The organism is Pseudomonas sp. AM14(2022), from assembly GCF_036346455.1.
In the GTDB taxonomy this organism is placed as follows: Bacteria; Pseudomonadota; Gammaproteobacteria; order Pseudomonadales; family Pseudomonadaceae; genus Aquipseudomonas; species Aquipseudomonas putida_A.
The window spans coordinates 1-17,231 of the sequence record NZ_JAOTNY010000005.1; the positions used below are offsets into that span (position 1 = coordinate 1).

Consider the following 17,231-nt stretch of genomic DNA (forward strand, 5'->3'; position numbering starts at 1 on the left):
CGTCTGGCCGTTGGACAGGCTTACGGTCACTGGCGAACCGGTGACCGGAGCGCCGACAGTGGCGGTGTAGGTGACGGTGCCACCCTCGGCCACAGTACCCGTGGCGGTGAGTTTCACGCCCGTGGTGTCGATGGTGTCGGTGACGCTGGTCACGGCTGGCGTGGTGCTCGGCACCAGGTTTTCGAAGTTGCCACCGCTGGCGTTGGTGATGGTTGCCTGCACGGTGCCGGCGTCTTTGTAGACGTCATCAGCCGGGGCAGGAACGGTCACGGTGCCAGTGGTTTTACCGGCGTCGATAGTGATGACTGCGCCGTTGCTCAGGGTCACGGTGACTGGCGAGCCAGCAGCGTTGGTCAGGGTCGCGGTGTAAACGATCGAGCCACCTTCGGCCACGGTACCTGTAGCGCTGAGCGACAGGTTGGTTGTATCGACAGTGTCGGTCACGGTGGTGCTGACCGGGGTCTTGTCGGCTACGAGGTTTTCATAGTTGCCGCCGCTGACGTTGGTGATCGCGTTGGTCAACGGTGCATGACCGGTCAACACGTCGTTCGGCGCAGTGGTGGTGACGGTACCCGTGGTTTTACCCACTTCGATGGTGATGTTCTGACCATTGGCCAGAGTAACGGTCACTGGCGAACCGGTTACCGGTGCACCAACGGTCGCGGTGTAGGTGACGGTACCACCTTCAGCAGCAGACTCGGTCGCGGTCAGTTTGACCGTGGTGGTATCAATGGTGTCGGTGACGTTGGTGACGGCCGGAACAGTGCTCGGCACCAGGTTCTCGAAGTTGCCACCGGTAGCAGTCGAAATGGTCGCTTCGACTTTGCCAGCGTCCTTGTACACGTCATCGGCAGGCGCCGGAACGGTCACGGTGCCGGTAGTTTTGCCGGCGTCGATGGTGATCACGGCGCCGTTGCTCAACGTCACGGTAACTGGCGAACCGGCAGCGTTGGTCAGCGTCGCGGTGTAAACGATCGAGCCGCCTTCGGCCACGGTACCGGTCGCGGACAGCGACAGGTTGGTGGTGTCGACGGTATCGGTGACCGTGGTATTGACCGGGGTCTTGTCGGCAACGAGGTTTTCGTAGTTGCCACCGCTGACGTTGGTGATCGCGTTGGTCAACGGCGCATGGCCGGTCAGCGCATCGTTCGGTGCAGTGGTAGTGACGGTGCCGGTGGTTTTGCCGACTTCGATGGTGATGTTCTGACCATTAGCCAGAGTTACCACGACTGGCGAGCCAGTCACTGGCGCACCAACGGTCGCGGTGTAGGTGACGGTGCCACCTTCGGCAGCAGACTCGGTCGCGGTCAGTTTGACCGTGGTGGTGTCGATGGTGTCGGTGACCTGAGTCACAGCTGGCACGGTGCTCGGTACCAGGTTTTCGAAGTTGCCACCGGTAGCGTTGGTGATCGTTGCCTGAACGGTGCCGGCGTCTTTGTAGACGTCATCGGCAGGTGCCGGAACGGTCACGGTGCCAGTGGTTTTACCGGCTTCGATGGTGATCACAGCGCCGTTCGACAGGGTCACGGTGACTGGCGAGCCAGCCGCGTTGGTCAAGGTCGCGGTGTAGATGATCGCACCGCCCTCGGCGACCGAATTGGTTGCGCTCAGGGACAGGTTGGTGGTGTCGACTGTATCGGTAACGGTGGTCGAAACCGGGGTTTTGTCGGCGACCAGATTCTCGTAGTTGCCACCGGTCACGTTAGTGATGGCGTTGGTCAACGGCGCATGGCCGGTCAGCGCATCGTTCGGTGCGGTGGTGGTCACGGTACCGGTGGTTTTACCCACTTCAATGGTGATGTTCTGGCCGTTGGCCAGAGTCACGGTCACTGGCGAACCGGTTACCGGTGCACCGACGGTTGCGGTGTAGGTGACGGTGCCACCTTCAGCAGCAGACTCGGTCGCGGTCAGTTTGACCGTGGTGGTGTCGATGGTGTCGGTGACGTTGGTGACGGCCGGAACGGTACTCGGCACCAGGTTTTCGAAGTTGCCACCAGTAGCGGTGGAAATGGTTGCTTCGACTTTACCCGCGTCTTTGTAGACATCGTCGGCCGGTGCCGGAACGGTCACAGTGCCGGTGGTTTTGCCAGCCTCGATGGTGATCACGGCGCCGTTGCTCAACGTCACGGTGACTGGCGAACCAGCGGCGTTGGTCAGGGTTGCGGTATAAACGATCGAGCCGCCTTCGGCCACGGTACCGGTCGCGGACAGCGACAGGTTAGTGGTGTCGACGGTGTCGGTGACGTTAGTGCTGACCGGGGTTTTGTCAGCCACGAGGTTTTCGTAATTGCCACCGGTGACGTCGGTGATCGCGTTGGTCAGAGGAGCATGACCGGTCAATGCATCATTAGGCGCAGTGGTAGTCACGGTGCCAGTGGTTTTACCCACCTCAATAGTGATGTTCTGACCGTTTGCCAAGGTCACGACCACAGGCGAACCGGTCACTGGCGCGCCGACGGTTGCGGTATAGGTGACGGTGCCGCCTTCGGCTACCGAGGTATCGGCAGTCAGTTTGACGGTCGAGGTGTCGATCGTGTCGGTGACTTCGGTGACAGCCGGCACGGTACTTGGCACCAGGTTCTCGAAGTTGCCACCGGTGGCGGTGGAAATGGTCGCTTCGACTTTACCGGCATCTTTGTAAACGTCGTCCGCCGGAGCTGGAACAGTCACGGTGCCGGTGGTTTTGCCGGCCTCGATGGTGATGACAGCGCCGTTGCTCAGCGTCACGGTAACTGGCGAGCCAGCGGCGTTGGTCAGGGTTGCTGTGTAAACGATCGAACCGCCCTCGGCGACCGAATTGGTAGCGCTGAGCGACAGGTTGGTGGTGTCGACGGTGTCAGTCACGGTGGTGCTGACTGGCGTTTTGTCGGCCACCAGATTCTCGTAGTTTCCGCCAGTCACGCCGGTGATCGTGTTGGTCAGAGGAGCATGACCGGTTAACGCATCGTTCGGTGCGGTGGTGGTGACCGTACCGGTGGTCTTGCCGACTTCGATGGTGATGTTCTGACCGTTGGCCAGGGTCACGACCACAGGCGAGCCGGTTACCGGAGCACCGACGGTGGCGGTGTAGGTGACGGTGCCACCTTCAGCAGCGGACTCGGTCGCGGTCAGTTTGACCGTGGTGGTGTCGATGGTGTCGGTAACGTTGGTGACGGCCGGAACGGTGCTTGGCACCAAGTTCTCGAAGTTGCCACCGGTAGCGCTGGAAATGGTCGCTTCGACTTTACCCGCGTCTTTGTACACGTCGTCAGCCGGAGCTGGAACGGTCACGGTGCCAGAGGTTTTACCGGCCTCGATGGTGATCACCGCGCCGTTGGACAGGGTCACGGTGACTGGCGAACCAGCGGCGTTGGTCAGGGTTGCGGTGTAGACGATCGAGCCACCCTCGGCCACGGTGCCGGTCGCACTGAGCGACAGATTGGTGGTGTCGACGGTGTCGGTGACATTGGTCGAAACCGGCGTTTTATCCGCCACGAGGTTTTCGTAGTTACCGCCGCTCACGTCGGTGATGGCGTTGGTCAGCGGCGCGTGGCCGGTCAACGCATCGTTCGGCGCAGTGGTAGTCACGGTGCCAGTGGTTTTACCCACTTCGATGGTGATGTTCTGACCGTTCGCCAAAGTCACTACGACCGGCGAACCGGTCACTGGCGCACCGACAGTCGCGGTGTAAGTGACGGTGCCACCTTCCGCAGCCGATTCGGTCGCGGTCAGTTTGACCGTGGTGGTATCGATGGTGTCGGTCACGTTGGTGACGGCCGGAACGATGCTAGGCACCAGGTTCTCGAAGTTGCCACCGGTAGCGCTGGAAATGGTTGCTTCGACTTTACCCGCGTCTTTGTACACGTCGTCAGCCGGAGCTGGAACGGTCACGGTGCCCGAGGTTTTACCGGCTTCGATGGTGATCACCGCGCCGTTGGACAGGGTCACGGTCACCGGCGTCCCGGCCGGATTGGTCAGGGTCGCGGTGTAAACAATCGAACCACCCTCGGCCACCGAGTCGCTGGCGGTCAGGTTCAGGTTGGTGGTGTCGACAGTGTCCGACACCGAGGTGTTCGCCGGTGTCTTGTCGGCCACCAGGTTTTCATAGTTGCCGCCGGCAACCTTGTCGATGGCCACGCTCAACGAGCTGCCGCCCGCCAATGGGCTGTTCGGCGCGACGAAGTTCACGCTGCCGGTGGTCTCACCGACGGCGATGGTGATGGTCTGGCCGTTGGACAGGGTGACCACAACTGGCGAGCCGGTTACCGGTGCGGTGACGCTCGCGGTGTAGACCACGGTTTCGCCTTCGGCGACGTTGGCGGTGGCGGTCAACGACACGGTGGAAGTGTCGATGGTGTCGTTGACGGTGGTCACCGCCGGCGTGTTGCTGGTCACCAGGTTTTCGAAGTCGCCACCGGTCGCGCCCTTGATGGTCGCCTCAACGGTGCCGGCGTCCTTGTAGACGTCATCCTTCGGCGCATCGACGGTCACGGTGCCGGAAGTTTTGCCGGCGTCGATGGTGATCACCGCGCCATTGCTCAAGGTCACGGTCACCGGAGTGCCGGCGGCGTTGGTCAGGGTGGCGGTGTAGGTGATCTGCCCGCCTTCGTTCACCGCCGGAGTCGCGCTCAGCGACAGGTTGGTGGTGTCGACGGTGTCGGTCACGGTGGTGCTGACTGGCGTCTTGTCGGCGACGAGGTTTTCGTAGTTGCCGCCGCTGACATTGGTGATCGAGTTGTTCAGCGGCTCGTGACCGTTCAACGCATCGTTCGGTGCGGTGGTCGTCACGGTGCCGGTGGTCTTGCCGATGTCGATGGTGATGGTCTGACCGTTGGCCAGGGTCACAACAACAGGCGCGCCAGTCACTGGAGCGCCAACAGTCGCGGTGTAAGTGACAGTGCCGCCTTCAGCCACCGAAGTATCGGCGCTCAGCTTCACGGTCGAGGTATCGATGGTGTCGGTGACTTCGGTAACGGCTGGAACGGTGCTTGGCACCAGGTTCTCGAAGTTGCCGCCTGTTGCATCCTTAATCGTGACTTCGACCTTGCCGGCGTCTTTGTAGACGTCATCGGCTGGCGCTGGAACGGTCACGGTGCCGGTGGTTTTGCCCGCGTCGATGGTGATCACGGCGCCGTTGGACAAAGTCACGGTTACCGGCGTACCGGCCGGGTTGGTCAAGGTTGCGGTGTAGACGATCGAACCGCCTTCAGCGACGGTGCCGGTCGCGGCCAGCGACAGGTTGGTGGTGTCGACGGTATCGGTCACGGTGGTGCTGACCGGGGTTTTGTCGGCAACCAGATTCTCGTAGTTGCCGCCGCTCACGTCGGTGATGGCGTTAGTCAGCGGCGCATGACCGTTCAACGCATCGTTCGGTGCGGTGGTGGTCACGGTGCCGGTGGTCTTGCCGACTTCGATGGTGATGTTCTGACCGTTAGCCAGGGTCACGACCACAGGCGAGCCGGTTACCGGAGCACCGACAGTGGCGGTGTAGGTGACGGTGCCACCTTCAGCAGCGGACTCGGTTGCGGTCAGTTTCACCGACGTGGTGTCGATGGTGTCAGTGACTTCAGTCACTGCCGGAACAGTGCTCGGAACGAGGTTCTCGAAGTTGCCGCCGGTTGCACCGTTGATGGTGACTTCGACTTTGCCGGCATCTTTGTAGACGTCATCGGCTGGTGCTGGAACGGTCACGGTGCCGGTAGTTTTACCGGCTTCGATAGTGATCACCGAGCCGTTGCTCAGGGTCACGGTGACTGGCGAGCCTGCAGCGTTGGTCAGGGTCGCGGTGTAGGTGATCGAACCGCCCTCGGCGACCGAGTTGGTGGCGCTGAGCGACAGATTCGTCGTGTCTACGGTGTCAGTGACGGTGGTGCTGACCGGGGTATTGTCAGCGACCAGATTCTCGTAGTTGCCACCGGTGACGCCGGTGATCGAGTTGGTCAGTGGTTCGTGACCATTCAGCGCATCGTTTGGCGCGGTGGTGGTGACAGTGCCGGTGGTTTTACCCACTTCGATGGTGATGGTCTGGCCGTTCGCCAGGGTCACGGTCACCGGCGAGCCAGTGACAGGTGCGCCGACGGTGGCGGTGTAAGTGACAGTGCCACCTTCAGCGACCGAAGTATCGGCCGTGAGTTTCACGGTCGAGGTGTCAATGGTGTCGGTGACTTCGGTGACGGCTGGAACCGTGCTCGGCACCAGGTTCTCGAAATTGCCGCCTGCGGCGTCTTTGATCGTAACTTCAACCTTGCCAGCGTCCTTGTAGACGTCATCGGCTGGCGCTGGAACGGTCACGGTGCCGGTAGTTTTACCCGCTTCAATGGTGATCACCGAGCCGTTCGACAGGGTCACGGTCACCGGCGTACCGGCCGGATTGGTCAAGGTCGCGGTGTAAACGATCGAACCACCTTCGGCAACGGAGCCAGTGGCGCTCAACGTCAGGTCGGTGGTATCGACGGTGTCGGTAACGGTGGTCGAAACCGGGGTTTTGTCAGCGACCAGATTTTCGTAGTTGCCACCGGTGACGCCGGTAATCGAGTTGGTCAGCGGTTCGTGACCGTTCAGCGCATCGTTTGGCGCGGTGGTGGTCACGGTGCCGGTGGTTTTGCCCACTTCGATGGTGATGTTCTGACCATTGGCCAAGGTCACAACAACCGGCGAGCCGGTTACCGGTGCGCCGACGGTGGCGGTGTAAGTGACAGTCCCGCCTTCAGCTACCGAAGTGTCGGCGGTGAGTTTGACCGTCGACGTATCGATGGTATCGGTAACTTCGGTAACAGCCGGAACGGTGCTCGGCACCAGGTTCTCGAAATTGCCGCCTGCGGCGTCTTTGATCGTGACTTCAACCTTGCCAGCGTCTTTGTAAACGTCATCGGCTGGTGCTGGAACGGTCACGGTGCCGGTAGTTTTACCGGCTTCGATAGTGATCACCGAGCCGTTGGACAAGGTCACGGTCACCGGCGTACCGGCCGGATTGGTCAGGGTCGCGGTGTAGACGATCGAACCGCCTTCCGCCACGGTGCCGGTCGCAGTCAGCGACAGGTTGGTGGTGTCGACGGTGTCGGTCACGGTGGTGCTGACCGGCGTCTTGTCGGCGACCAGATTTTCGTAGTTGCCACCGCTCACGCCGGTGATCGAGTTGCTCAGCGGCGCCTGGCCGTTCAGCACGTCGTTCGGTGCGGTGGTGGTCACGGTGCCGGTGGTTTTACCCACTTCGATGGTGATCGACTGACCGTTGGCCAGAGTCACGACAACCGGCGAGCCAGTCACAGGCGCACCAACGGTCGCGGTGTAAGTGACGGTGCCACCCTCGGCGACCGAGGTGTCAGCGGATAGTTTGACCGTCGAAGTGTCGATGGTATCGGTCACTTCGGTGACCGCAGGGACAGTGCTTGGCACCAGATTTTCGAAGTTGCCGCCGGTTGCACCGTTGATGGTGACTTCGACTTTGCCGGCGTCTTTGTATACGTCATCCGCAGGCGCCGGAACCGTCACGGTGCCGGTGGTTTTACCGGCTTCGATGGTGATCACCGCGCCGTTGCTCAGGGTCACGGTGACCGGCGAGCCGGCAGCATTGGTCAACGTCGCGGTGTATTCGATCGAGCCGCCCTCCGCCACGCTGCCGGTCGCCGTCAGCGACAGGTTGGTGGTGTCGACGGTGTCGGTAACGGTGGTCGAAACCGGAGTTTTATCGGCGACGAGGTTCTCGTAGTTACCGCCACTGACATTGGTGATGGCGTTGGTCAGCGGTGGGTTGCCGGTCAACGCATCGTTCGGCGCGGTGGTGGTCACGGTGCCAGTGGTCTTGCCGACTTCGATAGTGATGGTCTGGCCGTTGGCCAGAGTCACGACAACCGGCGAGCCAGTCACCGGCGCACCGACAGTGGCGGTGTAAGTGACGGTGCCACCTTCAGCCACCGAAGTATCGGCGGTCAGTTTGACGGTCGAGGTGTCGATGGTATCGGTAACTTCGGTAACAGTCGGAACGGTGCTCGGCACCAGATTCTCGAAGTTGCCGCCGGTTGTTCCGGTAATGCTGACTTCCACTTTGCCGGCGTCTTTGTAGACGTCATCGGCAGGCGCGGGAACGGTCACAGTGCCGGTGGTTTTGCCAGCCTCGATGGTGATGACGGAGCCATTGCTCAACGTCACGGTCACCGGGGTGCCGGCCGGGTTGGTCAGGGTCGCGGTGTAAACGATCGAGCCGCCTTCAGCGACGGTGCCGGTGGCACTCAGCGACAGGTTGGTGGTGTCGATGGAGTCGGTGACGGTGGTGGTCGCCGGCGTGGTGTTCGGCACCAGATTCTCGAAGTTGCCGCCGGTCGCACCGGTAATCGTGGTGCTGACGGTGCCGCCGTTGTTGTAGACGTCGTTCGGCGCGGTCGGCACGTTGACCGTGCCAGTGGTCTGGCCGGCTTCGATGGTGATGGTCGAACCGTTGGACAGGGTGACGGTGACCGGCGTCTGTGCCGGGTTGGTCAGGGTCGCGGTGTAGGTGATCTGGCCACCCTCGACCACGGTACCGGTGGCGGTCAGGGTCAGGCCGGTGGTGTCGCGCGAATCGACGATGTTCGTCACGGCTGGCGTCGTGTTCGGCACCAGGTTCTCGAAGTTGCCGCCGGTGGCACCGGTGATGGTGGTGCTGACGGTGCTGCCGTTGTTATAGACGTCGTTCGGCGCAGTTGGCACGTTGACGGTGCCAGTGGTCTGGCCGGCTTCGATAGTGATGGTCGAGCCGTTGGACAGGGTGACGGTGACCGGTGTCTGCGCCGGGTTGGTCAGGGTCGCGGTGTAAGTGATCTGACCGCCTTCGGTGACGCTGTTGCCCGCCGTCAGGGTGACGGTGGTGGTATCGATGGTGTCGGTGACCTGGGTCGTCGCCGGGGTGGTCGGCGGGGTTACGGTAATGCCGTTGCCGCCGGTGGTACCGGTGACGGTCACGTTGATCTGGGTCGGGTCGTTATAAACGGTGTCGTTCGGTGCCAGCGGCACGTTGACGGTGCCGGTGGTGGAGCCGGCCGGAATCACGATCACCGAGCCGTTGGACAGAGTGATGGTCAGGTCGGTCAGCGGCGCCTGGGTCAGGGTCGCGGTGTACACCAGCACGCCGCCGGCTTCGGTGATGGTCGGCGTGGCGCTGAGGCTCAGGGTCGACTCACGCAGGGCGTTGGTGGTGGTGTCGGTGGTCTGGCCACCGGTGATGTTCTGTGCCACTTGTGCGCCGGAGTTGATGCCCGCGGTCGGGAAGCCGATGGTCGGATCGACGCGGCCAGCGGTGGCATCGAGCATCACGAAGCTGTGGCCGCCGCCCGCCGCTCCGCCAGTTCCTGCGGCGGTAGCGCCGGCAGCGGTGGCTTCGAGGGCGGTGGTCGGGTCGGCACCGGCGGCGATGGCCTGCTGCAGCTCGGCTACAGAAGGCGCGGCCTGCGCGGTAGCCTCGGCCAGGTCAGTGCTGGAGTCGGGCGCGTTGGCGCTCCACTGGGTTTCACGGCCCAGATCGAGGGTGCGGCCATCCGCCAGTTCCAGCGAAACAGCGCCGGAGAGGCCGGTGTCGATCTGGTCGCCGACATACAGGCGATCGCCTTCAACGAGCACGCGGCGTACACCCTCGGGGGAGACCACGAATACCTGACCGACAATGCTTTTGACGATGGCAACAACACTGCTCATTGAAGACTCTCCGGGTGTCACGTTCAGTTGACTTCCATAGCCTGATGGCTTCGGCGCCGATTCAGTCTGGACGTACTTTTAAAATTTGCGAATCAAGATTGACGCTGTTCTTCGTCAATAATTTGGCTAGATTCTTTCGCTATTAACTTTATGCCAAACTATTGACCTTCTGGGTGCCATCCTAAACAATCGCCCCACTAATGTCACATTGATATTTCCGCGGCGACCTGTCCCTCAGCGTGTGATCCAGTTCCTATTTTGAACTTTCCGACATACGGTCATTCCGGTTGCCAATCATCCGACGCAGCAGCACGTTTTGCTGTGATTCAAGACAAGAAGTCCTGGGAAATCTTTACCATGCGTTTGCACTTGTTCAAGGCTCTACCGTTCGCCCTCGCCGCCTCTTTCGTCCAAGCACAATCCTTACCAGAAGCCATGCAACAGGCACTGGATGTCCATCCGGAAATCCAGGCGGGGGTCAACAGTCGTTTGGCCGCGGATTATCAGTTAAAGGCAGCCAAAGGTGGATACCTGCCCAAGGTCGATCTGCTGGGCGGTTATGGCCGTGAGGGCACTGACAGCGTGACCACGCGCGCCAACGGTGGCGGCAACCACTGGGAAACTTTGAACCGCAGCGAGTCAAGTTTACGTCTCTCGCAAATGGTTTTTGACGGTTTTGCCACGTCCAGCGAAGTTGGGCGTCAACAAGCCACCGTCAACTCCCGCGCGTACTCGCTGCTCGGCACTTCCGAGCGCACCGCGCTGACAGTCGCCCAGGTTTACCTGGACGTGCTGACCCGCCGCGAATTCGTGCGTCTGGCCGAAGAGAACCTCAAGAGCCACCAACGCATTTACGATCAGATCCAGCTACGCACCCAGCGCGGCGTCGGCAGCGGCGCTGACCTCGATCAGGCTGAAGCGCGGATGGCTCAGGCCCGCAACAACCTGATCACCGAACAGACCAACCTCGCCGACTCCGAGACCAACTTCCTCAGTGCCGTCGGCCAGATGCCTGACCAGCTGGAGCGCCCGGCGCCGTTCATGGCGATGATGCCGGCCAACCTCAATGAAGCCCGTACGCAGATGCTGGAAAACAGCCCGATCCTGCGCTCGGCCGAGTCCGATATCGCTGCGGCCGAGAAGCAGTACGAAACCGCCAAGTCGACGTTCTACCCACGTTTCGACGCCGAGCTGGGTCGCACCGCCGACAACGATCTCGACGGTCAGAACGGCCACAACAACGAGTGGCAGGCGATGCTGCGCATGCGCTTCAACCTGTACTCCGGCGGCAGCAACAAGGCCGATCTGGAATCCAAGTCGTACCTGTCGAACCAGGCACTGGACATCCGCAACAACGCCCTGCGTCAGTTGAACGAAGAACTGGGCCTGGCCTGGAACGCCCTGAACAACGCCAATGCGCAGGTGCCGATCGCTCAGCAGTACGTTGATCACAGCACCGCCGTGCGTACCGCCTACCAGCGTCAGTTCAGCCTCGGCGAGCGCACCCTGCTCGATTTGCTCGACAGCGAAAACGAGTTGTTCACCGCTTCGCGCCGTCTGGCCGAGATCAAGAACATTCAGTTATTTACTCAGTATCGAATCAAGGCGACCATGGGCGAGTTGCTCAAGAGCCAGGGAGTGGTCGCACCATTGGCATCCGTCGTGCAGAACGATGTGAAGCCGAAGGTCCAACTGCCCGGTATGAATTGAGCAGAACCTTCATTGTTCAATTGTTAGCCAAGAGTGCCGAGCGTGGAATCAGAAGTCAGTCGAGTTCAACTCATTCATGATCCGCGCGCGATGCACGACGATCCGTTACTGGATGGCTTGCTCGCTCTATGCATGTTGCACCAGAAGCCGGCCAGTGCGGCGATGCTGACCACTGGCCTGCCGCTGCCCAAACAACGCCTGAGTGTCGAGTTGCTGCCCCGCGCAGCGGCTCGCGCCGGGCTGCAGGGTCGGGTGCTGCAACGCAAGCTGGAAGAGATTCCGGCGATTGCCATGCCGGCGCTGTTGCTACTCAAGGATGGCCGCAGCGCCGTCCTGCTCGGCTGGCAAGGTGACAACGAAGCCCGGGTGCTGCTCAGCGAAAGCGACGGCGGCGAATCGGTGGTCAGCCGCGAACTGCTGGCTGACGACTACACCGGCAAAGTGTTCTTCGCCCAGCCGCAGCACAAATTCGACGTCAACCACGGCACGCTGATCCCGCGTGCACGCTCGTGGTTTCGCGACACCCTCAAGCGTTCACGCTGGCTGTATGCCGATGCGATCGCCGCGAGTTTCCTGATCAACATCATCGCCATGGCCGCGCCGCTGTTCGTGATGAACGTCTACGACCGTGTGGTGCCGAACCAGGCCGAGGCGACTCTGTGGGTGCTGGCGCTGGGCATTACCGGTGCCTACATTTTCGACCTGATCCTCAAAAGCCTGCGCAGCCTGTGCCTGGATCTGGCCGGCAAGAAAACCGACCTGATCATCTCCGCGACGCTGTTCGAGCGCATCGTCGGCATGGCCATGAAGTACCGCCCGGCGCGGGTCGGCAGCTTCGCGCAGAACATCCATGAGTTTCAGAGCCTGCGCGACTTCCTCGCCTCGCTGACCCTGACCAGCCTGATCGACCTGCCGTTCACCATCCTGATCTTCATCGTCATCGCGATTCTCGGCGGGCATCTGGTGTGGATTCCGGTGCTGGCGTTCCCGATTGCGCTGTTGATCGGCTATGCGTTGCAAAAGCCGCTGGTAGCGACCATGGAACGCACCATGGCGCTCGGCGCCGAGCGTCAGTCGAGCCTGATCGAAACCCTCGCCGGCCTCGATGCAGTCAAGGTCAACAACGCCGAAAGCGAACGCCAATACCAGTGGGAACAGACCATCGGCACCCTCAGCCGCCTCGAGCTGCGAGTGAAAATGCTCTCCGGTCTGGCGATGAACATCACCCTGCTGATCCAGCAACTGGCCGGGGTGATCATGATCGTCTTCGGCGTGTACCAGATCATCGCCGGCAACCTGAGCATGGGCGGTCTGATTGCCTGCTACATGCTCAGCGGCCGCGCGCTCAGCCCGCTGGCGTCGCTGTCCGGTCTGTTGACCCGCTACCAGCAGGCACGGGTAACCATGACTTCTGTCGATCAGATGATGGAGCTGCCGCAGGAGCGCAATTTCGAAGAACGTCCGCTGAGCCGCAAGGTGTTGCAGGGCGCGATCGAGTGCCGTCAGTTGAACTTCACCTACCCGGAACAGCAGAACCCGGCGCTGAAGAACATCAACCTGGTGATCCGTCCCGGCGAGAAGATCGGCATCATCGGCCGCAGCGGCTCGGGCAAGAGTTCGTTGGCGAAACTGCTGGTCGGCCTGTACCAACCGGACGACGGCGCATTGCTGGTGGACGGCGTGGACATCCGCCAGATCGACGTCAGCGAGCTGCGCTACAACATCGGCTACGTGCCGCAGGACATCCAGCTGCTGGCCGGCACCCTGCGTGACAACCTGGTCTCCGGCGCGCGCTATGTAGAAGACGAGCTGGTACTGCAAGCCGCCGAACTGGCCGGCGTGCACGAATTCGCCCGTCTGCACCCGCAGGGTTACGAGCTGCAAGTCGGCGAGCGCGGGCAGAACCTGTCCGGTGGCCAACGGCAGAACGTTGCTCTGGCGCGGGCGCTGCTGCTCAACCCGCCGATCCTGCTGCTCGACGAACCGACCAGCGCCATGGACAACACCGGCGAAGAACGCCTCAAGCAGCGTCTGGCCGCCGTCGTTGAAAACAAGACCGTGGTGCTGGTGACGCACCGGGCCTCGCTGCTGTCGCTGGTCGACCGCCTGCTGGTGGTCGACCGTGGACAGATTCTCGCCGATGGCCCGAAAGCCGCCGTGATGGAAGCGTTGAAGAAGGGGCAGATCAGTGTTGCTTAAGTCGGGTGTCAAAGAGTCGATCCGTCGCTACTTCAAGGGCTCTGCCTCGCTGCAGGGCCAGCCGCTGCCGGAGGTCAACAAGGCGCTGATCGAGGACGCCCCGCGCGTCGTGCGCCTGACCATCTGGGCAATCATCGGCTTCTTCCTGTTCCTGTTGCTGTGGGCCAACTTCGCCGTCATCGACGAAGTGACCAAGGGCGACGGCAAGGCGATTCCGTCGTCGAAGATCCAGAAAATCCAGAACCTTGAGGGCGGGATTGTCTCGGAAATGTTCGTCAAGGAAGGTCAGATCGTCGAGGCCGGCGCACCGCTGATTCGTCTGGACGACACGCGATTTGCTTCCAACGTCGGCGAAACCGAGGCTGATCGGCTGTCGATGCTGCTGCGCGTCGAGCGTTTGAGCGCCGAGGTCGATGACCGTCCGCTGAATTTCCCTGAAGACGTGCTCAAAGCCGTGCCGGGCCAGGCGAAAAGCGAAGAATCGTTGTACATCAGTCGTCGTCAGCAACTGCACGACGAGATCGGCGGTTTGCAGGAGCAGTTGATCCAGCGTCAGCAAGAGCTGCGCGAGTTCAGCTCCAAGCAGGCGCAGTATCGCCAGCAACTGGGATTGCAGCGCCAGGAAATCAACATGTCCGAGCCGCTGGTGGCGCAGGGCGCCGTATCGCCGGTGGAAGTGCTGCGGCTCAAGCGTGCCGAAGTCGAAACCCGTGGTCAGCTCGACGCCACCACGTTGGCGATCCCGCGCGCCGAATCGGCCATCAAGGAAGTCCAGCGCAAGATCGACGAGACTCGCGGCAAATTTCGCAGCGATGCGCTGACCCAGCTCAACGAAGCCCGCACCGACCTGAACAAGGCCCAGGCCACCGGCAAGGCCCTGGAAGACCGGGTCAGCCGGACGCTGGTCACCTCGCCGGTACGCGGCATCGTCAACAAGTTGCTGGTCAACACCATCGGCGGTGTTATTCAGCCGGGCAGCGACATGGTGGAAATCGTGCCGCTGGATGACACCTTGCTGGTCGAAGCCAAGATCCGTCCGCAGGACATTGCGTTCCTGCATCCGGGGCAGGAAGCGATCGTCAAATTCACCGCGTACGACTACACCATTTATGGCGGGCTGAAAGCCAAACTGGAGCAGATCGGTGCCGACACCATCACCGACGAAGACAAGAAAACCACCTACTACATCATCAAGGTGCGCACCGAGCGCAGCCACCTGGGCACTGATGAAAAGCCGCTGCTGATCATTCCGGGGATGGTGGCGTCGGTGGATATCATCACCGGCAAGAAATCGGTGTTGAGTTATCTGCTCAAACCGATCATCCGGGCGCGGGCGGAAGCACTGCACGAGCGCTAGGATCTTCAGCGCTGCGGCTGGCCTCTTCGCGAGCAAGCCCGCTCCCACATTTGATCTTCAGTGGACGCAGGTTCTGTGTTCGACCGGGATCCATTGTGGGAGCGGGCTTGCTCGCGAAGGGGCCAGCAAAATCACCACATCCCTGTCAGTAAGTGACACAAACCGTCACTCACCATCCAGTCCATTCCTCACCATCCGCCATATCGTTATTCATTAACGGTATTTAATTTCCAGTTCTTATAGCTTTAAAGTCATCCGCCTGCGTACCTGCCGACCAATCGGCGCGCCGCACGACCTGAACCGACACGCAATCCAGCGTGAGTGTCTGATCGACGTGTGCGCCTGTGAGCGCGCCGTGCGTGGGAGATTGAAAGATGTCCGCAGCTACTGCCACCCCAAGCGCCGCGACTGCCGCGCCGCAAACCTTTGAAATTCGTCCGTTCAGCGGTGCCGTCGGTGCCGAGATCATCGGCCTGGACCTGACCCGGCCGGTCAACGATCAGGACTTCGCGCGTATTCATCGTGCGCACCTGGATCACCACGTGGTGGTGTTCCGCGACCAGCGCATCACCCCGCAACAGCAGATCGATTTCAGCCGCCGCTTCGGCGTGTTGCAGATTCACGTGCTCAAGCAGTTCCTGCTGGCCAATCACCCGGAAATCCTCATCGTTTCCAACATCGTCGAGAACGGCCAGAACATCGGTCTGGGCGACGCCGGCAAGTTCTGGCACTCCGACCTTTCCTATAAAGAGCTGCCGAGTCTCGGCTCGATGCTGCACGCCCAGGAGTTGCCGTCCGAGGGCGGCGACACCCTGTTCGCCGACATGCACAAAGCCTGGGACAGCCTGCCCGACGCGCTGCGCAAAGCCGTGGAAGGGCGATCGGCCGCGCATTCCTACACCGCGCGTTACAGCGAAACCAAATTCGAAGGCAACTGGCGTCCGACCCTGACCCCGGAGCAACTGGCGCAGGTCGCCGAAGTGGTGCACCCGATCGTCCGTACCCACCCGGAAAACGGCCGCAAGGCGTTGTTCGTCAGCGAAGGCTTCACCACCCGCATCGTCGGTCTGCCGGAGGACGAGAGTAAACAACTGCTCGCCGAGCTCTACGCCCACAGCGTGCTGCCGCAAAACATTTACCGCCACCAGTGGCAGCCCCACGACATGGTGTTCTGGGACAACCGTTCGCTGATCCACCTCGCCGCCGGCTGCCCAGCGCACCTGCGCCGCAAGCTGTATCGCACGACCATTCAGGGCGACGCGCCTTTCTGATTTGCCGGAGATCCGATCATGTCCAAACGTCTTCCATTTGCACCGCTGGCGGCGGCCATTGGCCTCGGTTTCAGTCTCATCGCCGGCAGCCTGGTGGCGCCGGCCGTGGCCCACGCCGAAGGTGAAATCCGCATCGCCGAACAGTTCGGGATTGTCTATCTATTGCTCAACGTGGTGCGCGATCAGGGCCTGATCGAGAAGTACGGCAAGCAGGAAGGCCTCGACATCAAGGTCGACTGGACGCAGCTCTCGGGCGGCGCCGCGGTCAACGATGCGCTGTTGTCCGGTTCCATCGACATTGCCGGCGCCGGCGTCGGCCCGCTGTTGACCATCTGGGATCGCACCCACGGCAAGCAGAACGTCAAGGCAGTCGCCTCGCTGGGCAACTTCCCGTACTACCTGGTGAGCAACAATCCCAAGGTCAAAACCATTGCCGATTTCACCGAGAAGGACCGCATTGCGGTGCCGGCGGTGGGCGTGTCGGTGCAGTCGCGCTTCCTCCAATACGCCGCGGCCAAACAGTGGGGTGACAAGGAATTCAATCGCCTCGACAAGTACACCATCGCCGTGCCGCACCCGGATGCGACCGCTGCGCTGATTGCCGGCGGCACCGAGCTGACCGGGCATTTCTCCAACCCACCGTTCCAGGATCAGGCGCTGCAGAACCCGAACGTGCACGTGGTGCTCAACTCCTACGACATCCTCGGCCCGAACTCGCCAACCGTGCTGTTCGCCACCGAGAAATTCCGCAACGACAACCCGAAAACCTACAAGGCCTTCGTCGAAGCGCTGACCGAAGCCGCGCAATTTGCGCAGAACGATAAGGGCGCGGCGGCGGACACGTACATCCGCGTGACCAAGGCCAAGATCGACCGCGCCGAGCTGCTGAAAATCATCGACAACACGCAATTCGAATTCAGCGTCACGCCGAAAAATACCTATCCACTGGCCGAATTCCTCTACCGCGTCGGTGCGATCAAGAACAAACCGGAATCGTGGAAGGACTACTTCTTCCAGGACGCCAAACCGCTGCAGGGGAGCTGATCGAG

General features: G+C 61.5%; 6 protein-coding genes. 5 read left to right on the plus strand and 1 reads right to left on the minus strand.

Going from position 1 to position 17,231, the window contains the following annotated elements:
- A partial coding sequence (locus V3W27_RS11950) for a retention module-containing protein (protein ID WP_330206675.1) occupies window positions 1–9,645 on the minus strand: 9,645 nt, incomplete at its 3' end.
- Between the two features lie 357 nt (window positions 9,646–10,002).
- Between V3W27_RS11950 and V3W27_RS11955 the strand changes: the two genes are divergently transcribed.
- The 5 genes from V3W27_RS11955 to V3W27_RS11975 all read left to right on the plus strand — a co-directional run bounded on the left by V3W27_RS11955 (window position 10,003) and on the right by V3W27_RS11975 (window position 17,226).
- A complete protein-coding gene (locus tag V3W27_RS11955) occupies window positions 10,003–11,355 on the plus strand; it encodes a TolC family outer membrane protein (RefSeq protein ID WP_007961502.1) in 1,353 nt (450 codons plus the stop codon).
- A gap of 42 nt (window positions 11,356–11,397) precedes the next feature.
- A complete protein-coding gene (locus V3W27_RS11960) occupies window positions 11,398–13,554 on the plus strand; it encodes a type I secretion system permease/ATPase (protein ID WP_027611114.1) in 2,157 nt (718 codons plus the stop codon).
- Window positions 13,544–14,911 carry an HlyD family type I secretion periplasmic adaptor subunit gene (locus V3W27_RS11965; protein ID WP_096796933.1) on the plus strand — a complete coding sequence of 456 codons (1,368 nt, stop codon included), beginning with the start codon at window positions 13,544–13,546 and terminating at the stop codon, window positions 14,909–14,911. The genes V3W27_RS11960 and V3W27_RS11965 overlap by 11 nt, the downstream gene beginning before the upstream one ends.
- Before the next feature lie 374 nt (window positions 14,912–15,285).
- A complete protein-coding gene (locus V3W27_RS11970) occupies window positions 15,286–16,182 on the plus strand; it encodes a TauD/TfdA dioxygenase family protein (RefSeq protein ID WP_027611116.1) in 897 nt (298 codons plus the stop codon).
- A gap of 18 nt (window positions 16,183–16,200) precedes the next feature.
- Window positions 16,201–17,226, plus strand: a complete 1,026-nt coding sequence (locus tag V3W27_RS11975; protein ID WP_330206676.1) for an ABC transporter substrate-binding protein — start codon at window positions 16,201–16,203, stop codon at window positions 17,224–17,226.
- Window positions 17,227–17,231: the final 5 nt, after the last annotated feature.

Bases quoted from the DNA above. Each gene is read 5' to 3' on its own strand.
- V3W27_RS11955 (WP_007961502.1), top strand. From the start codon at position 10,003: ATGCGTTTGCACTTGTTCAAGGCTCTACCGTTCGCCCTCGCCGCCTCT.
- V3W27_RS11970 (WP_027611116.1), top strand. From the start codon at position 15,286: ATGTCCGCAGCTACTGCCACCCCAAGCGCCGCGACTGCCGCGCCGCAA.
- V3W27_RS11975 (WP_330206676.1), top strand. From the start codon at position 16,201: ATGTCCAAACGTCTTCCATTTGCACCGCTGGCGGCGGCCATTGGCCTC.